Annotated in this window: 22 protein-coding genes and 1 riboswitch; of the genes, 12 read left to right on the top strand and 10 right to left on the bottom strand. The window is 62.7% G+C overall.

Annotated features, from left to right (window positions below; translation table 11 throughout):
* Nucleotides 1-5 precede the first annotated feature (5 nt).
* The 4 genes from cobJ to H281_RS0114765 are packed head-to-tail and all read right to left on the bottom strand — an operon-like array spanning nucleotide 6 to nucleotide 4,684.
* Complete coding sequence (gene cobJ, locus H281_RS0114780; protein ID WP_027804610.1) at nucleotides 6-1,760, bottom strand: precorrin-3B C(17)-methyltransferase; 1,755 nt, start codon at nucleotides 1,758-1,760, stop codon at nucleotides 6-8.
* A complete protein-coding gene (locus H281_RS0114775) occupies nucleotides 1,757-2,497 on the bottom strand; it encodes a precorrin-2 C(20)-methyltransferase (RefSeq protein WP_020067897.1) in 741 nt (246 codons plus the stop codon). Before H281_RS0114775 ends, cobJ begins: the two co-directional genes overlap by 4 nt.
* Nucleotides 2,498-3,124, bottom strand: coding sequence for a precorrin-8X methylmutase (locus H281_RS0114770; protein WP_020067896.1), 627 nt, complete (start codon nucleotides 3,122-3,124; stop codon nucleotides 2,498-2,500).
* A 9-nt stretch (nucleotides 3,125-3,133) separates the two neighbouring features.
* Entirely contained in the window at nucleotides 3,134-4,684 is a 1,551-nt protein-coding gene (locus H281_RS0114765) for an oxidoreductase (protein WP_277394738.1), read from the bottom strand.
* An 83-nt stretch (nucleotides 4,685-4,767) separates the two neighbouring features.
* A riboswitch (cobalamin riboswitch) is annotated at nucleotides 4,768-4,953 on the bottom strand.
* Between the two features lie 85 nt (nucleotides 4,954-5,038).
* On the opposite strand from H281_RS0114765, the gene H281_RS34665 reads away from it, so the two are divergent.
* The 4 genes from H281_RS34665 to cobM are packed head-to-tail and all read left to right on the top strand — an operon-like array spanning nucleotide 5,039 to nucleotide 8,866.
* A complete protein-coding gene (locus tag H281_RS34665) occupies nucleotides 5,039-6,298 on the top strand; it encodes a bifunctional cobalt-precorrin-7 (C(5))-methyltransferase/cobalt-precorrin-6B (C(15))-methyltransferase (protein ID WP_020067894.1) in 1,260 nt (419 codons plus the stop codon).
* Nucleotides 6,299-6,303: 5 nt separating this feature from the next.
* Nucleotides 6,304-7,392 (top strand): cobalt-precorrin-5B (C(1))-methyltransferase, encoded by a 1,089-nt coding sequence (locus H281_RS0114755; protein ID WP_020067893.1) that lies wholly within the window; start codon nucleotides 6,304-6,306, stop codon nucleotides 7,390-7,392.
* Complete coding sequence (locus H281_RS0114750; RefSeq protein WP_020067892.1) at nucleotides 7,389-8,111, top strand: cobalt-precorrin-6A reductase; 723 nt, start codon at nucleotides 7,389-7,391, stop codon at nucleotides 8,109-8,111. The genes H281_RS0114755 and H281_RS0114750 overlap by 4 nt, the downstream gene beginning before the upstream one ends.
* Before the next feature lie 29 nt (nucleotides 8,112-8,140).
* Nucleotides 8,141-8,866: a precorrin-4 C(11)-methyltransferase gene (gene cobM / locus H281_RS0114745; protein ID WP_020067891.1), complete on the top strand. Its 726-nt coding sequence runs from the start codon at nucleotides 8,141-8,143 to the stop codon at nucleotides 8,864-8,866.
* A 74-nt stretch (nucleotides 8,867-8,940) separates the two neighbouring features.
* On the opposite strand, the gene H281_RS0114740 is transcribed toward cobM, so the two are convergent.
* A complete protein-coding gene (locus H281_RS0114740; protein WP_020067890.1) occupies nucleotides 8,941-10,434 on the bottom strand; it encodes an MDR family MFS transporter in 1,494 nt (497 codons plus the stop codon).
* 212 nt (nucleotides 10,435-10,646) lie between these two features.
* Here H281_RS0114740 and H281_RS0114735 point away from each other — a divergent pair, with 212 nt between their 5' ends.
* Both H281_RS0114735 and H281_RS0114730 read left to right on the top strand, forming a co-directional pair.
* Nucleotides 10,647-10,919 (top strand): DUF1488 family protein, encoded by a 273-nt coding sequence (locus H281_RS0114735; RefSeq protein WP_020067889.1) that lies wholly within the window; start codon nucleotides 10,647-10,649, stop codon nucleotides 10,917-10,919.
* Nucleotides 10,920-11,233: 314 nt separating this feature from the next.
* On the top strand, nucleotides 11,234-11,869 hold the full coding sequence (locus H281_RS0114730; protein ID WP_027778561.1) for a carbonic anhydrase: 636 nt from the start codon (nucleotides 11,234-11,236) through the stop codon (nucleotides 11,867-11,869).
* Between the two features lie 47 nt (nucleotides 11,870-11,916).
* Here H281_RS0114730 and H281_RS0114725 read toward each other — a convergent pair whose 3' ends face one another.
* Entirely contained in the window at nucleotides 11,917-12,498 is a 582-nt protein-coding gene (locus H281_RS0114725) for an alpha-ketoglutarate-dependent dioxygenase AlkB (RefSeq protein ID WP_020067887.1), read from the bottom strand.
* Nucleotides 12,499-12,644: 146 nt separating this feature from the next.
* The gene (gene treA, locus H281_RS0114720) at nucleotides 12,645-14,339 is read right to left on the bottom strand and encodes an alpha,alpha-trehalase TreA (protein ID WP_020067886.1); all 1,695 of its coding nucleotides are present in this window, start codon (nucleotides 14,337-14,339) and stop codon (nucleotides 12,645-12,647) included.
* Between the two features lie 659 nt (nucleotides 14,340-14,998).
* On the opposite strand from treA, the gene H281_RS0114715 reads away from it, so the two are divergent.
* Entirely contained in the window at nucleotides 14,999-16,144 is a 1,146-nt protein-coding gene (locus H281_RS0114715; RefSeq protein WP_020067885.1) for a porin, read from the top strand.
* A 94-nt stretch (nucleotides 16,145-16,238) separates the two neighbouring features.
* Here H281_RS0114715 and H281_RS0114710 read toward each other — a convergent pair whose 3' ends face one another.
* Both H281_RS0114710 and H281_RS0114705 read right to left on the bottom strand, forming a co-directional pair.
* Nucleotides 16,239-16,979, bottom strand: coding sequence for an LrgB family protein (locus H281_RS0114710; protein WP_020067884.1), 741 nt, complete (start codon nucleotides 16,977-16,979; stop codon nucleotides 16,239-16,241).
* Nucleotides 16,976-17,347, bottom strand: a complete 372-nt coding sequence (locus tag H281_RS0114705; RefSeq protein WP_020067883.1) for a CidA/LrgA family protein — start codon at nucleotides 17,345-17,347, stop codon at nucleotides 16,976-16,978. Before H281_RS0114705 ends, H281_RS0114710 begins: the two co-directional genes overlap by 4 nt.
* 134 nt (nucleotides 17,348-17,481) lie before the next feature.
* Between H281_RS0114705 and H281_RS0114700 the strand changes: the two genes are divergently transcribed.
* A complete protein-coding gene (locus H281_RS0114700) occupies nucleotides 17,482-18,636 on the top strand; it encodes an epoxide hydrolase family protein (RefSeq protein ID WP_020067882.1) in 1,155 nt (384 codons plus the stop codon).
* 195 nt (nucleotides 18,637-18,831) lie between these two features.
* On the opposite strand, the gene H281_RS0114695 is transcribed toward H281_RS0114700, so the two are convergent.
* Nucleotides 18,832-19,605, bottom strand: a complete 774-nt coding sequence (locus tag H281_RS0114695; protein WP_033379575.1) for a YkgJ family cysteine cluster protein — start codon at nucleotides 19,603-19,605, stop codon at nucleotides 18,832-18,834.
* 129 nt (nucleotides 19,606-19,734) lie between these two features.
* Here H281_RS0114695 and H281_RS0114690 point away from each other — a divergent pair, with 129 nt between their 5' ends.
* The 4 genes from H281_RS0114690 to H281_RS0114675 all read left to right on the top strand — a co-directional run bounded on the left by H281_RS0114690 (nucleotide 19,735) and on the right by H281_RS0114675 (nucleotide 24,030).
* A complete protein-coding gene (locus H281_RS0114690; RefSeq protein WP_020067880.1) occupies nucleotides 19,735-20,067 on the top strand; it encodes an ArsR/SmtB family transcription factor in 333 nt (110 codons plus the stop codon).
* A 3-nt stretch (nucleotides 20,068-20,070) separates the two neighbouring features.
* Nucleotides 20,071-20,517 carry an SRPBCC family protein gene (locus H281_RS0114685; protein WP_020067879.1) on the top strand — a complete coding sequence of 149 codons (447 nt, stop codon included), beginning with the start codon at nucleotides 20,071-20,073 and terminating at the stop codon, nucleotides 20,515-20,517.
* Nucleotides 20,518-20,559: 42 nt separating this feature from the next.
* Entirely contained in the window at nucleotides 20,560-21,195 is a 636-nt protein-coding gene (locus H281_RS0114680; protein ID WP_020067878.1) for a glutathione S-transferase family protein, read from the top strand.
* A gap of 666 nt (nucleotides 21,196-21,861) precedes the next feature.
* Nucleotides 21,862-24,030, top strand: a complete 2,169-nt coding sequence (locus H281_RS0114675) for a M1 family metallopeptidase (RefSeq protein WP_027804609.1) — start codon at nucleotides 21,862-21,864, stop codon at nucleotides 24,028-24,030.
* The last annotated feature ends 21 nt before the right edge of the window (nucleotides 24,031-24,051 follow it).

Raw genomic sequence — 24,051 nt, 5'->3', positions numbered from 1 at the left:
GGGGCTTACTCGTACCAGCGCGGCGTGTAGACCCACTGCACGCCCCTGGTGAAGCGGCGCGTGGTGGAGGAGCCCACGATCAGCATCGTGCGCATATCGACATCCGCTGAGCGCAGCTCGCCCAGGGTCACCGTGCGCAGCGTTGCGCCCGGCCTGCCGATGTCGCGGCCGAGCACGACCTGCGTATGCGCCGCCCGATATTCACGAACGATATCGAGCGCCTTATCGAGTTGCCACGGACGCGCGCGCGAAATCGGGTTGTAGAACGCCATGACGAGGTCCGCTTGTGCGGCATGTCGCAAGCGTTTCTCGATGATGCTCCAGGGCTTCAGATTATCCGACAGCGACAGCATGCAGAAGTCGTGGCCGAGCGGCGCGCCGGCTTGCGCGGCGGTAGCCATTGCCGCCGATACACCCGGCACGATGCTGAGCTCGACAGCGGCCCACGCACTGTCCTCGGAGGCGTCGAGCGCTTCGAGCACGGCCGCGGCCATCGCGAACACGCCGGGGTCGCCGGACGACACCATCACCACTGACCGTCCCGCGCTCGCGAGTTCGAACGCATGGCGCGCGCGCTGCATTTCCTCGCGATTATCGGTGCCGTGCACGCGTTGGCCGGCGCGCAGCGGGCCGGCCATTTTCACGTACGTCTCATAGCCGAGAATATCGGTGGCATGGTCGAGCGCCTTACGCGCCGCGGGCACCATCAGTTCCGCGCTGCCGGGGCCGAGGCCGATCACCGTCAGCCGGCCGCGCGCCCGTCCTATCGTGCCGGGATCGACCGCGAGCGGCGATAGAGCGAGGGCGACGCCTTGCACAGGATCGTCGTGCAACGTTTCGTCGGGAATGCGCAGGGCGGCGCGTAAAAGGCTGGCCGGCGAGTCGCCGATTGCTGCGTCGCCGTCCGTAAAACGCAGCGGCACGTTCAGCAGCGCGGCCGCTTCGGCAAGCGCCGGTTCTGCCATGTGTTCCGATGAGCCAAGCAACGCGGCAAGCGAAAGGGACGCGAGGCCGTGCGCTTCGAGTGAGTTGCGCACACGAGCCGCGATTTCGGCGGCGGCGTCCTTGTCTGCGGTTGATGTCGCGGCGCTGTTTGCCTGTGCGGGCGTTGAAGCAGCCTCAAGCGTTACCGCTGCGACCACACTGCGAGGGTGAATCACAAGCTCGTCGTCGCGTCCATTCCACGCGCGAGGCGTGATGCGAATCGCCAGCCGCGCGGATGGCGAGCGCGGCAGTTGCGCATCGTCGAGCCATGGCGCGTCGCCTTCGACCCGCGTGCTTTCGCCGGCGAGCAGGTCCGACACGAAACGCTTACCCTGGCCGATATCGGCAAGCGCATAACCATCCGGCGGATTGAGCACACAGGTGCCGAACCGCAACTCGCCACTCGTGGTGATTGCAGGCGGTATGGCAAGTGCGGCGGCAATCTCGCGCGCCATCACGTTGACGCCGGCGAGGCCGCCGAGCAACGGCACGACGGCGCTGCCGTCTTCGGCGACGGCGAGCACCGGCGGCTCGGCGCCCTTGTTCGACAGCAGCGGCGCCACGCAGCGAATCACGATGCCGGCCGCGCACAGCGCGACAATGGGCGTGCCGCGTGCATACAGGTCGCGCAGATGCGGGCTCAGTTCGGCGTACGCGACGTCGGCTTCAACGCGGCCTTGCAGCGCATGCACCTGCGAATCCGCATACAGCGTCTGTATGCGCCGCGCGGTATCCAGCGCGCCCGCGCCGAGAATGACGATGGCGGGCGGCATCATCCTTGCCATTTTTCCCCCGGCACGACGAGCAGCGAGAAATACGGCGACGCCATCGGGTCCACTTCGGCGAGCGGGACGATACGCTGGTTGCCCATCGTCGCCCGCTCGACGTACAGCGCGCGGTGCGCGAGTCCGAGTTCGCCGAGCACGCGCCGCACCTTGTCGAAATTGCGCCCGAGTTTCATCACGACAGCGGCGTCTGCATCCGCAAGACGGCGGCGCAGTTCGTCTTCCGGCAGCACGCCCGAGAGCACCGACAGGCTCTGGTTGCGATACACGAGCGGCGCACCGAGCACGGCCGCGCCGCCGAGCATCGAGCAGACGCCCGGCACCACTTCGCTCTCGTAGCGCGCCGCGAGCCGGTCGTGCAGATACATGTACGAGCCGTAGAAGAACGGATCGCCTTCGCAGATCACGGCGACGTCGCGCCCCGCATCCAGATGCGCCCCGACTATGTCGGCCGCGGTGTCGTAGAAGTCGGCAATGATCGCTTCATACGACAGCGGCGGCTCAAGCGCTTCGGTCGTGACGGGATACACAAGCGGCAGTTGCTGCTGCGTGTCATGCAAATGCGCCTCGATGATGCTGAACGCGTTGCCCTTCTTGCCCTTCGCGACGAAGTAGGCGACCACGGCCGCTGCCTTGAGCAGACGCAATGCCTTTAGCGTGATGAGTTCCGGGTCTCCTGGACCGACACCGAGTCCATATAGACGCCCTGCACGTTGTTGCGCTGTCATTTATTCGATCTCCGTTGCCAGCGCGTTGACAGCGGCCGCAGCCATCGCACTGCCGCCGCGCCGGCCATGCACGACGACATACGGCACGCCACGGCAATTCTCTGCGAGCATCGCTTTCGATTCCGCCGCGCCGACAAAGCCGACCGGAAAGCCCAGAATCAGCGCGGGCTTCGGCGCACCGGCGTCGAGCATATCGAGCAGATGGAAGAGGGCAGTCGGCGCATTGCCGACCACGACGACGCTGCCGCCCAGATGCGGGCGCCACAATTCGAGCGCGGCGGCCGAGCGCGTATTGCCGAGTTCGCGAGCGAGCGCGGGCACTCGTTCATGCGTAAGCGTGCAGATCACGTCGTTGTTCGCCGGCAACCGCGCGCGCGTGATGCCTTGCGCGACCATGCCGGCGTCGCAGAGAATCGGCGCGCCTTGCGCGAGCGCCGTGCGGCCCGCTGTGCCGGCATGGTCGGAGAACGCGAGATCGTCGATCACATCGACCATCCCGCACGCGTGGATCACGCGCACCGCGAGTTTTTCGAGGTCGGCAGGAATGCGCGACAGGTCGGCTTCGGCGCGGATCGTCGCGAAAGACTGGCGATAGATCTCCTGACCGTCGCGAATGTAATCAAGCATCGGTGTCACTCATGTGTCGCTTCGAACAAGGCGCGCGATTTTATCGGCGGCCTGTTCGACTGTCAGTTGGCGCGCGACGCATTGACCGAAGCCGGGGCCCTGGTCGCGTCGAAATAGGTCGTACATGCCGGGCGCCGCAGCGAGCAGCGTAAACGGTGCGCAATGCGCGGCAGCACATGAGCGCGGACACCCGCTCAAATGCACGTCGACGCCGGCGGGCAGGCGCTTCGCGAGATTCAATGCGTCGGCTTTGGTATCCGCGAGGCTTTTCGCGCAGCCAGTGGAACCGGCGCACGCGATCAGGTGCGTGATGGCTTCGGCGCAATCGCATGCGAGGCCCAGCGGGTTCAGCGCGGCAAGCACAACGGGCACTGAGAGCGTCCGGATATCGGGCAGCAGCACGCTTTGCCACGGCGTGATGCGCAGCGTGCCGTCGCCATGTTGTTGCGCGAGCGCGGCGAGGCCGTGCAGCGTGGTCGCATCGATACGGCCGAGCGGCGGTTGACCGCCGGCATGCCATGTATCCGCGGCGCGTTGCGCATGTGCGCCGAGGCGCAGCGAGGCATCGGCGGTCGTGCTGCGACGCCAGTCGCCGAGCTTCGCGTCGCGTGTCAGTGGAAAATCCACGTAGGTTTGCGCATGCTGCAATATCGCGTCCGCCGAATGGGTGTCGAGCAGATGACGCATACGCGTGGCGTCGGCAGCGGCAAGATCTAGAAACGTATGCAGCAGCGCGCGCACGAGCGCCGGAACTTGCGACGGCAGCACCGAGGCCAACGCGCCTGTCGCATCCGCATGCGATCTTTCGGACGAGTTCGCAGCGTTGCCTGATGACGATGGCGACTTCCCGCCGATGTGCGTGTTTGCGCTCGCGTTTGCATCCACGGTCGTGCAGCCCGCGAGCCCGAACACGAAGCGCACCGCACCGGCCGAATCTTGTGCTGCCGCGAGCCACACGTCATGCGGGTGGTCCACTCTCGCGAGCCGCTCGCCGCCGTCGAGCAATAACGCGAATTTCGGCGATAGCGCCGCAAAACGCGGTTCACTTTGCAGCAGCGTGAGAAGGGCGGTGCACAGAGGTCTGGTGTCGAACAGTGCGCACGGGTCGCGTCCGGCAGCGGGGCTGATCATGACGTTGCGCACGTCGTCAGCGGCGGCGGCATCGAGGGCGTGCGCTTTTCGATCGTGACCGTGATCGTCTTCGGCGGAATCGGTCGGCGCTCTATCGCCCATTCTTTCAGAGCCGCTTGCAGCGCCCGGTCCGAGCCCCGCATCGATCAGCTTGGCGACCAGCGCAGCTTCATGGCCGGCCCGAACACCGCGCAATTGCAGATTCGCGCGATTCGTCAGTTCGATCACACCCGCCGTATGCTGCGCGCTCGCGTTGGCGATCGCCTCGGCCTGAGCCGCGCTCAATTCGCCGCCTGGCAGCTTGATCCGACAAATACCGCCGTCGCGCGCCGCCACGATCCGCAGCAGGCCCGGACACGCCGAGGGCCGCAGCGCAGATGCCGCGTCGGGCAAGACAGTGGAGGGCGAAGCTGGATTCAAGACGGACACCGGGTTAGCGTCGCGCGACGGCCCGAGCAAGCGGTCAAAACGGCATTGCTGCGGCATCGGTACACCCCGCCCGATGTTGGCTGGCACGAACAGTCTGGCCGGCAGGTCTCCTGGCTGGCAGGTCGTCGTCCGCTGCGGCCTTCCCGGTTGAACCAGTGGCGCCAAGCGCAGGCGGACTCGCTGCATACAGTTGCGGGGGCAGCCACAGCGGCAATCTTCCCGCTGTGTTCCCTGTTAGGCCCCGAAGGGCACCGGCGGCTGTATTATGCCTTTTTTCGGATAGCACAACGAGGCTGGACGCTTTGACCGGCGTGGCGCAGTGCATTGTTTGAGATACAAAATGAGGAAGGGTGCATGTCGGCGTGGCTGACGGTAGTGGGCATTGGCGACGACGGCTTCGCCGGTTTGGGGCGGCCCGCACGGCGTGCGTTGCTCGAGGCGTCGGTGATTTACGGCGGCGAACGTCATCTGTCGATGTTGCCCGCGCGGCTGGCCGCGCGGCGCGCCGAGTGGCCGCGCCCATTCGATCTCGCGCCGCTTCTGGCCGAGCGCGGCGGTTCGGTGTGCGTGCTGGCGAGCGGCGATCCGATGCTGTTCGGCGTCGGCGCGACGCTGGCTCGGCAGTTGCCGGCCAGCGAACTGCGCGTGTTGCCCGCGCCGTCGTCGTTATCGCTCGCGGCGGCGCGGCTCGGCTGGCCGTTGCAGGATGTGGCCACGGTGTCGGTGGTTGGGCGGCCGTTGCCCACGCTGAACGCTTATTTGCATGACCGCGCACGCGTGTTCGTGCTGAGCGCGGACGAGCGCACACCCGCCGCGCTTGCCGATCTGCTGAGCGCGCGAGGTTTCGGCGCAACGCGGATGACCGTGTTCGAACATCTTGGCGGCGACGACGAGCGCCGCATCGACGGCCGCGCGGATCAATGGTCCCCGGGCGATGTCGCCGCGTTGAACCTGGTCGCGCTCGAATGCCGCGCGACCGAAGGCGCGCCGCGCCTGCCGCTCACCTGCGGCCTGCCCGACGACGCGTTCCGTAACGACGGCCAGCTCACCAAACGCGATGTGCGAGCGATCACGCTCGCGCGACTCGCACCGACGCCCGGCGAATTGTTGTGGGACGTGGGTGCGGGCAGCGGCTCGATCGGCATCGAGTGGATGCGCGCGCATCCGACTTGCCGGGCGATCGCCATCGAAGGGCACGCGGAGCGTCAGCGCTTCATCGAGCACAATCGCGATGCGTTGGGCGTGCCGGGCTTGCAACTCGTAGCGGCCCGCGCGCCGCAAGCGCTCGAAGGGTTGGCCGCGCCGCACGCGGTGTTCATTGGCGGCGGCGTGACGGTGCCCGGCGTGCTCGAAACGTGCTGGGACAATTTGCGCGACGGCGGCCGGCTGGTCGCGAACGCGGTCACGCTGCAAGGCGAGGCGGCGCTTGCCGCATGGCGTGACAAACATGGCGGAACGCTCACGCGAATCGCGCTTGCGGACGCTCAGCCGCTCGGTGGCTTCGATACGTGGCGGCAAGCGCTGCCGATCACCTTGTACGATGTAGTGAAGCGTTGCGCTGCCAACGGCGTCCATAGTGTTGCCGATAACCTCAACGCTGCTTCATCGGCGTGACGCTCATGCGCGACGAAACGCCTGAACAACCCGCACCGCTGCGCAGCGGCTACACGACCGGCAGTTGTGCAACCGCCACGTCGCTGGCGGCCGCGCGTCTGCTGCTCGCGGGTGTGGTCAGCGAGGTGGCCGAAATCGTGTTGCCCAAGGGCCAGCATGTGCCGATGCCGCTCGTGTTCTGCCGGTTGACCGATGACGGCGCCGAAGCCGGCACGATCAAGGATGCCGGCGACGATCCCGATGTCACGCACGGCGCCGTGGTGTTCGCGCGCGTGCGTCTGGTCCCTGAGCCAGGTGTGGTGTTCCGCGCCGGGCCGGGCGTGGGCACGGTGACGCGTGCGGGGTTGACGCTCGCCGTCGGCGAACCGGCGATCAACCCGGTGCCGCGCAAGATGATGAGCGAGCATCTTGCAGAACTCGCCGCCGAGCATGCCTATGGCGGCGGTTTCGAAGTGACGATTGGCGTTGAAGACGGCGAAGCGCTCGCGCTCAAAACGATGAACCCGCGGCTCGGGATCGTGGGCGGCCTGTCGATCTTGGGCACGACGGGCATCGTGCGGCCGTTTTCGTGCTCGGCCTACATCGCGTCGATTCATCAGGGCATCGACGTCGCGCGCGCTAACGGCTATATGCATCTCGCCGCGTGTACAGGTAACGCGAGCGAAGACGCGATGCGCTCGCACTACGCATTACCCGATATCGCGCTGATCGAAATGGGCGACTTCGTCGGCGCGGTGCTCAAGCATATGAAGCGCGCGCCGGTCGAGCGCCTGAGTATTTGCGGCGGTTTCGGCAAGCTGAGCAAGCTCGCGGCGGGCCATCTCGATCTGCATAGCCGCAACTCGAGCATCGATCTGGAACGGCTCGCCGCATGGGCCGCCGAACAGGGCGCCGACGACGCGTTGCAATCCGCGATCCGCGCGGCCAATACGAGTCAGCAAGCGGTCGCGCTAGCGCACGCGGAGCAGGTGCCGCTCGGCGACATTGTCTGTGCGCACGCGCTTGCCGTCGCACGCGAAATCGTGCCGCCGCAGGTGAACGTCGAGATGTTCGCGATCGACCGCGCGGGCAAGCTGATCGGAGTCGCGCGATGACAAAGGTTCTGCTGCTCGGCGGCACCGGCGACGCTTTACGCATTGCCCGCCAACTTACTTCCGTCGACGTGTACAGTCTCGCGGGACTCGGCAAGGTGCCCGACGATCTGCCATGCAGCGTGCGGGTCGGCGGCTTCGGCGGCAGCGAAGGCATGGCACGATATATCGCAGATGAAGAGATCGGCCTCGTGATCGATGCGACGCATCCTTACGCGGCGCAGATCAGTGCGAATGCTGTGAATGCGGCTCGTCACGCGGGCGTTCCGTGCTGGGCGCTGCGTCGACCGGCGTGGGAGCCGCGCGCCGGCGACGACTGGCGCATGGTCGACGGCTGGGACGAACTCACCATGGCGCTCGCGCCGTTCAGGCGACCGCTCTTCACGCTCGGACGCGAACCGCTCTCGCATCTCGACGAGATTCCGCCACATCAATTCTGGCTCGTGCGCTGTCTCGACTCGCACGAAGACACGGAACGCGCCCGCATGATCGCGGCACGCGGACCGTTTACGCTCGAAGGCGAGCGTGCGCTCTTCGCGCTGCAACACGTCGACGTCGTGGTCAGCAAAAATAGCGGCGGCAGTGCAACCGAGGCCAAGCTCGAAGTCGCACGTGAGCGCCGCCTGCCTGTCGTGATGCTGCGCCGGCCTTCATTGCCTGCCGCGGATCGTGAATTCGAAAGCGTGGCGGAGTTGCTTGACGCGCTGCATCTGTCACGTTGAGTCGTCCGCTTGAATCAATGGAGTATTGAATGACGGTGTTTTTTATCGGCGCGGGTCCCGGCGATCCGGAGCTGATCACGGTGAAGGGGCAGCGTCTCGTGCGCAGTTGTCCCGTGATTCTCTACGCAGGTTCGTTAGTGCCGGCTGCGGTGCTCGAAGGGCATTCGGCGGCGCTGGTGGTGAACACGGCCGAACTCGACCTCGACCAGATCGTGGCGTTACTGAAAAGCGCGCACGATACAGGTCAGGACGTAGCGCGCGTGCACTCCGGCGACCCGTCGCTATACGGCGCGATCGGCGAACAGATTCGCAGGTTGCGCGAGCTCGCGATTCCGTACGAAATCGTACCGGGCGTGACCGCGACCGCTGCTTGCGCGGCGGCGCTCGGCTGCGAACTCACATTGCCAGACATTTCGCAGACGCTGATTCTCACGCGCTACGCGACCAAAACCACGATGCCTGAGGGCGAACAGCTTGCCGATCTGGCGCGGCATCGTGCGACGATGGCCATTCATCTCGGCGTGCGGCACCTTGCGCGCATCGTCGAAGAACTGCGGCCGCATTATGGCGGCGCATGTCCGATCGCGGTGATCTATCGCGCGAGTTGGCCCGACGAGGAAAAGATCACGGGCACACTCGACGACATTCTCGGGAAGGTCCAGTCCACGCAGATCGAGCGCACCGCGTTGATTCTGGTCGGACAGGTGCTCGCGGCCGAAGGCTTTGCGAATTCGACGCTGTACGCGAAAGCCTGACGTATCGGAAGGCTTTCGATTGCATTCGCGCGTCGGCCATTCGACATACACGTCCGTCCATCTACCGGCAACAGCTAGTCTTCGAGCGGTGCAAGCGCTTCGACCGGCATCTTTTTCTCCGTGCCGATGGTGATGGCCGGCACGAGAGTCAGCAGCAGCACCACGAAAATCGCGATTGCGAAGATCGAAATGAACGTGAGGTGCAGCGATTGATGCAGCACCATGCGGATTGCTTCGCTACCACCGAGGCTCGCGGCCTGATTTTGCAGCAGGCTTTTCAGTTGGTCCGACGTTACGACGGCGACGCCGTGCGAGTGGCTGAGGCCGAAGTTGAGCACAGCGCCGAATAGCGTGGCGCCGAGCGTGCTGCCCAGATTGCGCGAGAACAGATTCGACGCCGTTGCACTGCCGCGTTCGTCCATTTTCACGATTTCCTGAATCAGGATGAGACAGCTGACGCTCGACGTGCCCATGCCGAAACCCATGATCAGCGAGCCGAATGCGGCGACGAGCGGCGAGCCGCCCGGCGCGAGGAACAGCAGCAGCACCGCGCCGATGGGAATGAAAGCACTGCCGCAAATCAGCATGCGCCGCAAGCCAATGCGATGAAACGACTTGGCGGCGAGCGTGGCGCCGGCCGGCCAGCCGACCATCATCATCGTGAGCGCGAGTCCCGCTATCACCGGCGAGCGATTGAGCACGCCTTGCACATACATCGGCAGGAACGTGGTTGAGCCCATCAGGATCATGCCGGACAGCAAGGTCGCGCCGTTGCACGCGGCAATCGGGCGGCGGCTCCAGAGCGCGAATGAGATCATCGGTTCTTTTGCGCGGCGCTCCTGCAGCACGAACAGCAGCAGGCACACGACGAATGCACCGCCGGCCATCGATGCGTGCGCGAGGTCGTCGTCGCCCGCACAGGTAAGCGCGGTCATCAACGCGGCTATCGCGGCCATGAAAAGCGCCGCGCCCGCGAAGTCGATAGAAGGGCGCGCATGCCGCTCGGACTCTCGTAGAAACGCGATAAATCCTGCTGCGGATGCGAGGCCGATCGGCACGTTCATCCAGAAAATCCACGCCCACGACAAGTTGTGGATGATGAAGCCGCCGACCATCGGTCCCACCACCGCTGAAATCGCCCACACGCTTGCAAGATAACCTTGCACCTTGCCGCGTTCGCGCGCAGGGTAGAGGTCCGCGACGATGGTCAGCGTGACCGGCTGGATCGCGCCCGCGCCGATGCCTTGAATCAGCCGGAACGCGATCATGACCGGCATCGACCATGCGAAGCCCGCGAGCACGGAGCCGATCAGGAAGATCGCGATGCCGGCCAGCATGACCGGCTTGCGGCCGTACAGATCGGCGAGTTTGCCGAACACCACGGTCATTGCCGTTTGCGTGAGCAGGAACGAGGAGAATACCCAGCTATACAGATGCAGATCGCCGAGTTGCGCGACGATCTGCGGCATGGCGGTGGAAACGATGGTGGCTTCGATGGCGACCATCGCCATGGAAGCCATCACGGCGGCAATGACCAAAGGACGCGACGATTGCGGATTGCGGGACATGGGGCGAAGTTGGATCAGAATAGTGGGTGCGTCCGGCCGCCTGGCGCTCGACCTGCACGCGGCGACGCATGAGCACGGCCGTTCGGAGGCGGCCGACCCCGAGTATGCACCTTGCACAGAATCTTCGCATGCGAGCGGCGCCATCGGCGCCCTGCGCCGTTTGGCACAGCACTTGCGACTTGCAAGGTTCTTTCGACACATGGAGGGTCATTATGAGGATCGAATTCACCGGACGCCGTGAAGTGGTGGCGGCGGCACGCGTCGCCTTCGAAGCCAATGTCGACGGAAAAGACGTCTGGTGCAGCGTCTCGCTCGACGCGCTAAACGACCATTTCGGCAACGGCGGGCCGTCGGCTCACGATCTCGTAGGTACGTTCGAAGCCAATCGCGCGCAGATTGAAAAGGCTACCCAGCGGGTGCTGGAAAAGAACGGCGGGCAGTCGGTGGAACTGGAGACGCGCGACTTCGACAAGACGGGGCCTTAGCATTGGCGCTGCCGCGGTCATTGCCGTCGACGGGTCCGGCATGCGCCGGGCTCGACGGTTGTTCTAGCCGATGAATCTGCGGTGGCTTGGCGATGCGGCGGCTCAGCGGCTCGGCGGCGCTCATGCTGCGAGCCGTTGCAGCACTTGTAGCCAGTCCATGCGCCAAGCGGTGAGTTCACGAGTGCCTGGCCGATTGCACCGCCCCGATAGCACACCGCCACGCCTGCCGACGCCACGGCAACGCGGTATAGTTCGCGCGAACCGCCGCGGCCATGCAAGGCGTGCCGCGTATCTTCGATTATCGGGAGAACATCGTGCAGGAAATCATCGAGGGCTTGATCCGCTTTCAACGTGAAGTGTTTCCACAGCAAAGTGCTTTGTTCAAGCGCCTGTCGACCGCGCAAAGTCCGAGCACGCTTTTCGTGACGTGTTCGGACAGCCGCGTGGTTCCTGAACTGCTGACGCAGGCGGAGCCGGGCGCGCTCTTCGTGATCCGCAACGCGGGCAATATCGTGCCGTCGTATGGTCCGGAGCCTGGCGGCGTGTCGGCGACAGTCGAGTACGCGGTCGCCGTGCTCGGGGTGCGCGACATCGTGATATGCGGCCATTCGAACTGCGGCGCGATGACCGCAATTACGACCAATACGAACCTGGAACATTTGCCGGCAGTGGCCGGCTGGCTGCGTCACGCCGATGCGGCGAAGGCGATCAATGCGTCGCGCACCTATCAGTCGCCCACAGAGCGTCTGGACGCGCTCGTCAAGGACAACGTGGTCGCGCAACTGGCCAATATCCGCACGCATCCGTCGGTCGCTGTCGGGCTCGCGAACAAGACGCTGCAATTGCATGGCTGGATCTTCCAGATTGAAAGCGGCGTAATGCTTGCACTCGACGGCCGCACCGGCCAATTCGTGCCGCTGCTCGAGAATCCGAACATTTACGCGGTCTGATTGATGGCGTCTCAGTGCGCCGCGCATGCGGCGTGTAGCCAGTGCCGCTAGCCGCTGTAGCAGCGGAACGCCAGGCTGATGCGCGGCCCAACGCGCTCATTGAGCTTGGGAATGCCGTGGTCATGGGTGAACTGCGATGCGTAGCTCATGACGAGGCAACTGCCCGGTTCTAGTTCGACATGCACTGCGCGGCCCGGGCCTTTCTTTGGACGGACCGTCATGCGGCGGCTTGCACCGAGCGACACGATCGCGATCGGCTCGCCGCGCACCAGATTCGCCGTTTTGTCGCTATGCGGCGCGACGCTGTCGTGCTCGTCGCGATAAAGGTTGAGCCCCACGCGATTGAACGACGCGCCGACCAGCGAACGCACCATCTCGAAAGCTTCGCCAAGCGGCGTGGGCAGGTCCGCCGCTTCGCGCAGGAAGGTCGCGATCAGACGGGGCACGAGCACCTCGCGCTCGTACATCATGCGCTGATAGCTGCTCCAGCCTATGTTGCATAGCGCCTCGTCGAACCACCGTTGCGCGAGCTCGGGCGGTACAGCGTCGGGCAGATAGCGTATTCCGCCGTCGCTGTCGCCGAATAGCGCAACGGGCTCGGGGGCAAACAGGCCTTGCTGGGACGCCATGGTTCAATGCCGGGCGCGAGCGGCCCGGCCGGCAAATAGTCGGTTCATGCAAGGCATTATACTGTGTTTTTATACAGTATTCCTGCCTGCAGGCCTTACCTCTTGCCGGGTCCGCGCTTTAGCCTGTCTGCGTCGCCGGAACGCCGCTACTCGCCCGGGCTGTACAGGTCTAGCAATTTGAGCGTTACGCCATTGGTCCAGCCGAAGCCGTCCTGAAGCGGATATTCGCCACCGCCGCCGCCGCCCGTGCCCGCTCCCTCGACCACGTATTTTTCGACCAGTTTCTTATCCGACGCATAGACGCCTTTCACGTCGGTAAGAAATCGCGTGCCGATCTGTTGGGCGAGGGCGTCGTGACCATAACGCTTCAAGCCCTGAATCGCGACCCAGTGCAGCGGCGCCCAGCCGTTCGGCGCGTCCCACTGTTGGGTGGTGTTGTAGGTTGTCGTCGCGAGTCCGCCGGGCTGCAATAACGTCGACTGCACTTGCTGTGCAGTCTTTTGCGCGCGCTCCGGCCATGCCGCGCCCACGAACAACGGGAACACCATGGCGGCGGTCTTGTTGTCGCGTGGTTTCGCGAGCTGCCAGTCGTAGTCGCCGTAGTAGCCGTTCGGATTCCACAGGTAGCGATTGATGCCGAGCGCGCGCTTCGCGGCGCGTCCTGCGAATTCGCCGACACAGCGGAAGTCGCGCGTCTCGCTGCAGCCTTTCGCAATGCTGATCTCCAGGTGGAACATCAGGCTGTTCAGATCGACAGGGATGATCGACGTCGTGCGCACCGTCGCGAGCGTCATGTTGTCGCCGAACCAGCGCGAGCTGAAATCCCAGCCGCTTTCCGCAGTGGCGCGCAGTTCGCGGTAGACGTCGTTCGGATTGCGCCCGGTGGCTTTCTGCGCGGTCTGTATGTCCTCCAGATACGATTCGTCGCGAGGCGTGTCGAGTTCGTCCCAATAGCGGTTCAGCACGGTACGGTCGGGCATCACGACCACATTGCGGGTCGCCGAGCCGGCCGGCGTGGACTTTTCGCCCTGCATCCAGTAGCCATACTCCTTGCGTAGCGCGGGCAGGTACTTCTGATAGACGCCGTGGCCTTCCACCTTCGCCGCGAGTTCAACCATGTGCGAGAAGAAGGGCGGCTGCGAGCGGTCCAGGTAGTACGTGCGATTACCGTTTGGAATATGGCCGAACGTGTCGATCATATACGCGAAGTTGTCGAGCATGTTGTCGACGAGGTCCTCACGTCCGGCTTCCTGCAAGCCGAGCATCGTGAAGTAGGTGTCCCAGTAGTAGCCCTCACGAAAACGGCCGCCCGGCACGACATAGGGTTTCGGCAACGGAATCAGCGAACTGTTCGGCGGCGCGCTCGTGGTCGTGCGGGTGAGGGCAGGCCATAGCCAGTTGATGTGCTCACGCAGCGTCTGATTGGCGGGCGGTGTGATGACCGGCTCGCTCGGCGGCGTGAAGTACTGGTTCACGAAATTCGCCAGCGAAAACCCGGGCTTGCCTCGCTGCTGCTGATAAAGCTGCACGATGACGGCGGGGTCCGCATTTGGCGTTGCATCGACGAAGGTCTTCTGGTCCGGATAGATCTGCGCGGTTTGCACGGCAACGAAGAGGTCGCCGTACAGAATATCGGGCGCGGGCGGCAGAGTGCCACCTACTTGCGTGTCGGCTCGACAGACGGATGACAGCCCAACGAGGAAGGCAAAGCCTGAAACAGCAACCGCGCGATGCAAGTACTTCAATCGCGCGGCGGGGAGGGAGGGCTGAACGAGGACGCCGGGAACGCCGGACACGTTTCCGGCACGGCTAATGCTGCGCGCTTGCGATGACACAATCATGTCTCCTCCTGAGGAATGGACAACAGGATTGGTCTGCCTCTTACGCCCTCTGTTTTCGTGGCCCGCGTTGGGGCGTGGCTAGCATGGCATAAAACCGGGCGCGCTTCAAACTATGCATGGTGAATGCGTTGCGCGCATTGTCGAGAGTCATGGTTGACGGTCGTTTAGTTCGGATGCCGAAACGATTGCGTCGAGTGTCTGTGTCAGCGAACTTTGATCGACGCTGGTAGTTGCTGCCACTGACGCGCCCACATCTTTCGCCGCTTTTCGAATCAGGCGAAATGTCTTTGCTGTTAAATAAATAACCAATTGAATTGTTTCAATCGCTGATTCATTATTTCCATAACTTACGCATGGAATAATGTGGAAGAATAAAGCGATTGAATCTGCGTTGTTGTGAGACTGTCCATATGCTATTCTCGATTTGCCTGAGATTCCGAGCGCTTTTCTAAATCAGGCACTTGGGGCGCGTCTTCCGCGAGATGCGCCCCATTTCATTTGGCGCGGAGGTTAAGCGTGTTAAAAGAAATAAAACGAAAGTTAAATCGCAATGACGTCGCTAAAAAGCAACGTCGTAATATAGTGAAAAATAGGTTTTGAATTTCTGCGGTATTCTCCGCCGCTCAATAGCAGCCGCTATTGGATTCAGGAGATATTCAATGAACAAATATGTATTGTCGAGCCTCTCGCTCGCTCTTGCCGGCGCCGCGGGCGTCGCTCATGCACAAAGCTCCGTCACGCTGTACGGCCTGATCGATACAGGCTTGACCTATACGAGCAATTCCGGCGGCAGCAGCAACTTCCAGCAGGCAAGCGGCATTCTGAACGGCAATCGCTGGGGCCTGCGCGGTGCGGAAGATCTCGGCAACGGCCTGAAGGCAATCTTCGTGCTTGAAAACGGCTTCAATCTGTCTACCGGCAAGCTCGGTCAGAACAGCCGCGAGTTCGGGCGGCAGGCGTTCGTCGGTTTGTCGAGCAACCAGTACGGCGCCGTCACGCTGGGTCGCCAGTACGACAGCGTGGTCGATTATCTCGCGCCGCTTGCGCTAAACGGCACGCAGTATGGCGGCACGCTGGCGTCACACCCGTACGACAACGACAACCTGAACAACTCGGTGCGTATCAACAACGCTGTCAAATTCCAGAGCGTCGATTACGCCGGCTTCAAATTCGGCGCGTTATACGGATTCTCGAACGCAGCGGGCAGCTTCGCCGATAGCCGCGCGTACAGCGTCGGCGCGTCGTACGTGTTCGGCGGCCTGAAGGTCGCGGCGGGTTATCTGCAACTGAACGGCGGCGGCTCGTCGACGAACACCAGCGGCGCCGTTGCGACTGGCGACTCGACCTTCACGGCGGCGCGCCAACGCACGTACGGCGCTGGTTTGAGCTATGCGTTCGGCCCGGCGAACGTCGGTCTCGTCGTGACGCAAACGCAACTGAACGGCGCGAGCGCGATCAGTTCGTCGGCATCGGGCACGAGCAGCGGGTTGGCTCTGACGGGCGGCAGCGCACGCTTCACGAACTACGAAGTGAACGGCCGTTATGCGTTGACGCCGGCGTTGTCGGTGTCGGGCGCGTACACGTTTACCGACGCGCGTCTGGACGGCGTGAGCCCGAAGTACCATCAGGTCACCGTGCAAACCGACTACGCGTTGTCCAAGCGTACCGACGTCTATGCTGAAGCGGCATACCAGCATGTCGGCAGCACCGGCAACTCGGGCATTACTGCGGACATCGTCGGCGTGAGCGCTTCGTCCACCAGTTCGCAAGTGGTTGGCACCGTCGGTATCCGCCATCGCTTCTAAGCAGTGGCGCCGAGTGCCGCATTAGCGGCACTTTGAAAAAAAGCCCGCAATTTGCGGGCTTTTCTGCGTCGTAGAGACAATGAACATCTTGCGCTCAGGCGCCGATCCAGCGCGCAATGAGCGGCATCAGCACGGGAACCACGAACGCGGTGAACACACCGTTGAGACCCATGCCGAGCCCCGCGAACGCACCCATTTGCTCGCTGACCTGAAAAGCGCGCGCCGTGCCGATGCCATGCGACGCAACGCCGAGTGCGAAACCGCGCACTTCAGGCTCGGCGATTTTCAGCGCGTTCAGAATGGCGCGGGCGAACACTGCACCGAATACTCCCGTCGAGATAACGAGTACAGCCGTCAACGAAGGAATCCCGCCGATTTCGGAGGCGACGGCCATTGCAATCGGCGTTGTCGCGGATTTCGGCGCGAGCGACGCAACCGTCTGATGCGAGGCGCCGAAGAGCGCAGCCACGGCGACCGCGGACAGTATCGCCGTCAACGAGCCGGCGACGAGTCCGCCGATCAGCGGAAACGCAAAGCGGCGCAGCTTCGGCCATTGACGATAAAGCGGCAACGCAAGCGCGACCGTCGCGGGGCCGAGCAGAAAGTGCACGAACTGCGCGCCCTCGAAGTAGGTGGCGTACGGCGTGCCCGTGATTTCGAGCAGCGCGACCAGCAACGCGACCGCAATCAACACCGGATTAGCCAGCGGATTGAAGCGCGCCTTCGCATACAGCGTCTGGGCGATCAGGTACGCGATCAGCGTGATGGTCAGGCCCAGCAAAGGGCTCGCTGCGAGATAGACCCAAAGTGCGCCGAGCTTTGGTAAGGCGGTCATTGTGCGGCCTCGTGGTCGGCGTCATTGTGCAACTGCCGGCGCATCAACGCGCGCGTGACGAGCGCGGCCACCGCAATCGCCAGAGTCGTGCTGACGGCAATCGACACGATCACCGCAATGGCGTCGCCGCGAATGCGGCTTGCCGAGACCATGATGCCGACGCCTGCCGGCACGAACAGCAGCGACAGGTGCCGCAACAGTTCGAGCGCGGTGGGTTCGATCGCATCGGCTGTTTGCGGACGCATCATGACAAAGCCGAACAGCAGCAGCATCCCGATCACGGGACCCGGCACCGGCAAATGAAACACGTAAGACACACCTTCTCCGAGGCATTGAAAAGTAAGCAGGGCAGCCAGCGCGGCAAGCATGTAGATCTCCAGCAGGAAACGGAAATGCGGCCATTGTGTACCATGCAGATAGTTCCGTGGACCCCGCGAGCAGATTGCGGCAAGCCTTGCGTACAGAAAGTTCTCCATCAATGACTTGTTGCAGGACGACAGCCATGCAAATCGAGCCGTTTCAAATCGCCGTACCTGACGAGGACATCGACGATCTGCGTCGACGCATTCGCGCGACACGTTGGGCGCCCGCTGCGCCGTCTGCCGCGTGGCAGCAGGGTGTCGATTCGAACTGGTTGCGTGAGCTCGCCGACTATTGGGCCGGCCAGTTCGACTGGCGCGCGTCGGAACAGCGCCTGAACCGGCAGCCGCAATTCGTGGCCGACGTTCAGGGGCAGCGCGTGCACTTCCTGCATCGGCGCGGTACGGGACCGGCACCTTACCCGCTTGTCGTTACACATGGCTGGCCGGGCTCGTTCGTAGAGTTCGAGGCGTTGCTCGAGCGGCTCTGCGAACCGGCAGCGTTCGGCGGCGATCCCGCTGATTCGTTCGATGTGGTCGTGCCTTCGCTGCCGGGCTTCGCCTTTTCGCCGCCGCCCGCGCAGTCCGGCATGTCCGCGTTTCAGGTCGCGGATCTCTGGGCGTCGCTGATGAGCGGCCTCGGTTATCAGCACTTCGGCGCGCAAGGGGGCGACCTGGGCGCCGGTGTGTCGGTTGCACTCGCGGCACGGCATCCGCAGATGGTTGACGGTATTCACCTCAATTTTCTGCCGGGGTCGTACGAGCCCGCAATCGGAGCGGCCCAACAACCGTTGACGCCGGAAGAAGAGCGCTTTCTGCGTGAGAGAAACGAGTGGGTAGCGCTCGAAGGCGGCTACGCGCACATGCACGCAACGAAGCCATTGACGGTCGCAGCTTCGCTGAACGATTCGCCGGTGGGGCTCGCCGCTTGGATCGGCGAAAAATTCCGCGCATGGAGCGATTGCGAAGGCGACGTCGAACGGGTGTTTTCAAAAGACGATTTGCTGACCAACATATCGCTCTACTGGTACACGCAAAGCATTGGCCCGGCGATGCAGATGTATTGGGAGAACCGCCTCGCGCCGATGCGTTTTGCCGATGGGCAACGTGTCGTGCCGCCCGTCGGCTTCGCACGTTTCCCGAAAGAGATCAGTCGTCCGCCGCGCAGTTGGCTCGAACGAACCTTCAACGTGGTGCAATGGACCGACATGCCGAGCGGCGGGCATTTCGCAGCCATGGAGAAGCCAGATCTGCTCGCCGCCGAAATCCGCGCATTCTTCCGGCCGCTGCGGACGTAACGCATTGAACGATGTGTGAAGAGCCGCGCGTGACTGTCGTGGCAGTTCATCGGATAGCCGCGATGTATGTTCGACAAAGCATGCGCCGCGCGCTTGTGGATAAACATTGTGCGAGGTTCGGCAATGCGGTGGAACCGCCGGGGGCCTGTGGGCGGCGTCTGGACGCCGAACCGGTGCGAGCAGACATGCACGGTCCTACGCAGACGATGCCTCATGAAAGCCGTGATAGCGGAAGTCGCGCGCGTCCACCGGTTCGTCAAGGCGGACGGCGGCGCCCACTGACAGCAGCGTCTCCACCGTAACACTGCGGTTCGATACAAACGTCCATTCCGCCGATGCGGGTGGCACATCCGGAGTCGCGCGAACTCGTTCGAGAGCCGCAAGTAGTTCGCTGCTTCGCGGCGCATGAATAACAAAGCCTTCGTTTGCAAGCGACGCATGAGTAATCGCCAACTCGTGACACAAGCGCATACGAAGCGGCGCTTCATTTTCCGCTGTGCGGCGCGATAGTTCGATCAGCCGCCGCGTCGTCTCCTCCACCAACACACCGTGCCGCTGCAACGGCTTCGTATTCCATGCCTCGGGCGGACACGCCTTGTTTGCAGGCGTCAGCGAGACGAAAGGATTGATCTCCGCCGGATAGATGCGGCACACGAGTGGCCGCTCTTCATAGATGCCACACAGCATGTCGGCGCGAAGATTCGGACATGGACCCGCGAACGCGGCCGCGAGAATGATCGACACGCGCACGGGCAGCGAACCGCTCGCCGCGGGTGACGAGCGCGCTTTTCTATAGTCCGCTTGCGCGTTGGGCGGCTCGGGATCGGCCGGCCACGGAATCGCCTCGCAAATCAATTCCATCTGTCCGCCTCGCGCGAGCCAGTCGCTCGCCTCGGCCAATGTCAGCGGCAAGCGCAAGTCGTGGCAGCACTTGCCGCACGCGGTGCATTCGAAGTCGATGTCGTCCACGCGAAAGTCCTTTTTTAATTCGACGTTCGGCTTGGTCGCGCGAACGGCGAACTTCTGACAGCAGACTGCAGAAAAAAGTATCGCGCAAAAATCCTTGACACCGCCCGTCGAATCTCTATAGTTCACCACATGGTGAAGTGTCCAGTCAGTCAACTCGATCGTACTTTTTCCGCGCTGGTAGATCCGACCCGGCGGGCCATCCTCGCTCGTCTGGAGCGAGAGCCGGGCCTTTCGGTCACGGAAATCGCGCGCCCGTTGCCGCTAAAGCTGCCGGCCGTCATGAAGCATCTCGACGTGCTGAGCGACGCCGGCCTCATCACGCGCGCCAAGCATGGCCGCACCGTGTCAGTCGATCTGGTTGCCGGCCCCATGGAAGAGGCCATGGCGTGGCTTAAACGCTATGAACGCTTCTGGTCCGCGAGCCTCGACCGGCTTGCCGATTTTGTCGAAGGAGGAGAGTGAGCGATGCAGAAACCCAGTTTAACCATCGTGCGCCGCCTCAAGGCGCCGCCGCAAAAAGTGTACGCAGCGTGGACGAGGCCGGAGTTGATGGCGCACTGGTGGGGACCTGACGCCGGCCCGGTGTTGAGCGCTGAAGCCGATCCGCGTGTGGGTGGCCGGTTTCGCGTGGTATTCCAGACGCTCGACGGCGAAACGCATGACTGTCGCGGCGAATATCAGGAAGTCGAGCCGGACCGTAAGCTCGTCTTCACGTGGGAATGGGTGACGCTGCCCGAGCGGCGCTCACTTGTCAGCATCACGTTCCGGCCGATCGACGATGGCACGGAAATGAACTTCACACACTCGCAGTTCTTCGACGAAGCCGCACGTGACGGTCACGACGCCGGGTGGAAGGGCGCGTTTGAGAAGCTGGATGCACTGATTGCGGAACTCGGCAATACGGAACTTTGAAGGGGCAGCATCGAATGAAGTGAACCATCACGGAGACGTCAAATGAAGCTTTACTATGCGGAGTCGTTAGCGCCGCGCAAGGCATGCGCAGTGGCTAAATATTTAGGGTTGCAAATTGAATACGTCTATGTCGATCTGGGCAAAGGCGAGCACACTGCGCCCGCTTATCTGGCGCTCAATCCCAACGGCAAGGTGCCGTGCCTTGTCGATGGGCAGAGAAGCATCTGGGAAGCGGACGCGATCATTTGCCATCTCGCGCAACGTGGGCAATCGCCGTTATGGCCGCGCAATGCCGAGCAGCAGACCGACGTGCTGCGTTGGCTAAGCTGGAATAGCCAGCACTTTTACCGCCACGGCGGCCTGCTTTACTTCGAACACCTGATAAAACCGGCAATCGGTCTGGGCGCGCCTGACAGTGCGAAAGTCGCGGAAGCACAAGGGTGGTTCCGCAAACATGCGGGCGTTCTCGACCGGCATCTGCATGGGCGTAAATGGTTGCTTGGCGATCAGATGAGCATCGCTGATTTCTCGGTCGGCGTCACGCTGCCTTATGCGGCAAGCGCGAACATGCCGCTAGACGAGTTTCCCGAGGTAATGCACTGGCACGATCGGCTGCGCGAGCTTGAGGCGTGGCGCGATCCGTTTCCTTTGAGGCAGGCCCAGGCGGTTGCGGCCTGAGACGTTCAACTGCGGTGCGATCGTTGCATCGACGGTGACGTGCACCACGTCACCGGTCTTAGCGCGGGTCGGCAATGCGCCGACTCGCGGCCATGTGGCCCATGACCCATTTACACACCGGTCGTTTTGTGCGCTGCGCTGAACTCAATAGCTAGTACAAAAATCGATTCGCAATTCGTTATTTGCGTCCTGCTCGCCTTAGCACATCCGGCATTGAAAAATAAAAAAGTTTTTCGTAGTCCAATCCGGAAAAACCGCTATTTAGAGTCTTAACTCGGATCGATTACGTCCGGCAACCAACTCGCATACATCGCGTAGCAATTCAGGAAAGATTGTGAAAGGAAGTTGACACGATAACGTTTGCCAAACTAGGCTACGCACTGTCGTCGAAAACTGATCCTGGTTTCCGGTTCTGCCTGTGAGGTCCGGTGGGCGGCCCTTTGCCCGGCGATCATCAGAGCGTAGTCATTACGTTTCTGAAAGCTTTGTAATAAATAAGCATTTGAATCTTAAAATCAGCCAATTAGTGCTGAGGACGTAACACGTCCATATTCTGGCTAGCAATTCGGTGCTAGTGCGGGAGACCTTTGTCGCTGAAAAAACAGAAACACGGCTCAAGTGGCTCAACGCACTTCTTTATACCGATATTGTCAGTCGAGGATTAAAATGCGTATAAATTTCCGATCGCAGGTGCAGTGCCTGGCGTTAGCCGGAATAATGGTAACGGCCGGGTGCGGTGGAGGAGACGGCTCTTCGTCATTGACGAGTAAATCCGCACAGGGGCCGGCGGGCGCGTCCGAAGTCGCTCAGGTGCCGCCCGCAAGTGCAGTGCTCGCGGATACGTCGATCGACAAGACCGTGCAGCCGGTCGAATTGCCGAACACTGTCATGCCGGTCAACTACAAACTGTGGTTCCGGCCCAACCCGGCGCTGTCGTCGTTCGACGGTCGCGCAGACGTGCAGATCAAGGTGCTCAAAGCCGTCAATGCGATTACGATCGCAGGCCATCGCGTCAAGTTCACCAACGGCACCATCACGCTTCAACCGGGCAACATCGCGTTGATCGCCACGCCGCAAGACGACGGCGACTTCTATCAGCTTCGGCCCGTGAGCGGTCAGATCGCTGCCGGCAACTACTCGCTCCACATGGAGTGGAGCGGCATCATCAACTTCAAGAGTTATGACGATCCGGTCGCGAAGACGGGCGGCAGTTGCGGCGACGATCATTACCCCGGCTGCTCTGCAGCGGAGGGCGTATTCCGCGTCGATCTGAAGGCGACCGACGGCACCACGAGCGGCGCGATCCTCACGCAAGGCGAGTCGAATCTGGCCCGGCAATGGTTCCCGGGCTGGGACGAGCCGGCTTTCCGGCCGACCTATGAGGTGAGTGCGGAGGTGCCGCGGAACTGGAACGTCGTGTCGAACGCGGCGGAAAAACCCGCGGTGAATGTGGATAGCGGCTACAAGCTGGTGTCGTTCGAAAAGACGCCGCCGATGCCTTCGTATCTGCTCTTCTTCGGCGGCGGACAGTTCGACATTCTCGAAGACGACTTCACGAGTCCGCTGCCTGACGGCAAGGGGCTGCATCTGCGCATTTTCACGCCGCCGGGCATGCGGGACTGGGCCAAGCCGGCGATGCAGCAGACCAAGCAGGCGCTGGATTACTACTATCGCTACACCGGCATCCCGTTGCCGCTCACGAAGTTCGACACGGTGGCCGCCAATGACGCGTTCAAGGAAGAGAAGGACCTGAACTTCGGCGGCATGGAGAACTGGGGCGCCATTCTCGAATTCGCCGACGACATCCTGCCCGCGCCGGGCACGACCATGTCCGACTATGGCGTAACTGTGCTCACGCACGAAGCGGCGCACCAATGGTTCGGCGATCTGGTCACGCTCGACTGGTGGGACGATGTGTGGCTGAACGAATCGTTCGCAACGTTCTTCGAAAACAAGACGAAGGTGCGTTTCTTCCCGGACCGGTTCAGCTGGGTCGACGACGTGAAGAACAAGTATGCGGTGATCAACGCGGACCTGAAGTCGACCTCGTTCCCGGTGCAGCCGAACTTCAACGGCTGGGCGTCCAACGACTTCGTGCTGAGCGCGAGCGCGTTCACGTACGACAAGGGCGGCCATGTGCTGAAGATGATCGAAAACTATCTCGGCGAGGAAACCATGCGCCGCGGTCTGCAGCAGTATCTCGCCGACTATTCGCTTGGCAACGTCACGCCGAAGCGTCTGTGGGATGAGCTGGCAAAGGCGAGCGGCGAGCCGATGGTCGCGATCGGCGACAGCTTCGTGCGGCAAACCGGCGTTCCGTTGATTTCGCTCGACACGCAATGCGATCTGACGACGAACCAGACCATCGTGACGCTGAAACAGTCGCCGTTCCCGAATCAGAACCAGTATCCGGGGACGCAGTGGACCGTTCCGCTGACGCTCGCGTATGGCGACGGACTGACCTCGCGCAAAACGCTCGCGCTGAAAGATCCGCAAACGCAGGTGCGGCTCAACGGCTGCTCAGCGGTGCTCGCGGACCCGAGCGGTCTCGACTACTACGTGACGAACTACAGCAACAACGCGTGGAGTCAGTTGCTCGCACAGGGCAATGCGCTGAAGGATCCTGTCCTGCTGACGAGCTTGCAACTCGAAGCAAAACTGCTCGTGGCACACGGTCTTGCGGACCCGTCGCGTGAAACGAGCATCGGCTCGTTCAGTTCCGCTAACGCGATGGTTGCCCGTCAGTTGCTGAAGACGCCGGCTCCGACGACGCAGTCGCTGCGTCCGACGATCCGCTATCAAGGCAAATTGCGGCAAAAGGCGCAAGGGGAGTAACACGCCAAGCCGGCGGCGAAC

The organism is Paraburkholderia caledonica (assembly GCF_000383275.1).
In the GTDB taxonomy this organism is placed as follows: Bacteria; Pseudomonadota; Gammaproteobacteria; order Burkholderiales; family Burkholderiaceae; genus Paraburkholderia; species Paraburkholderia caledonica.
This window is presented reverse-complemented; position numbering and strand designations above follow the sequence as displayed.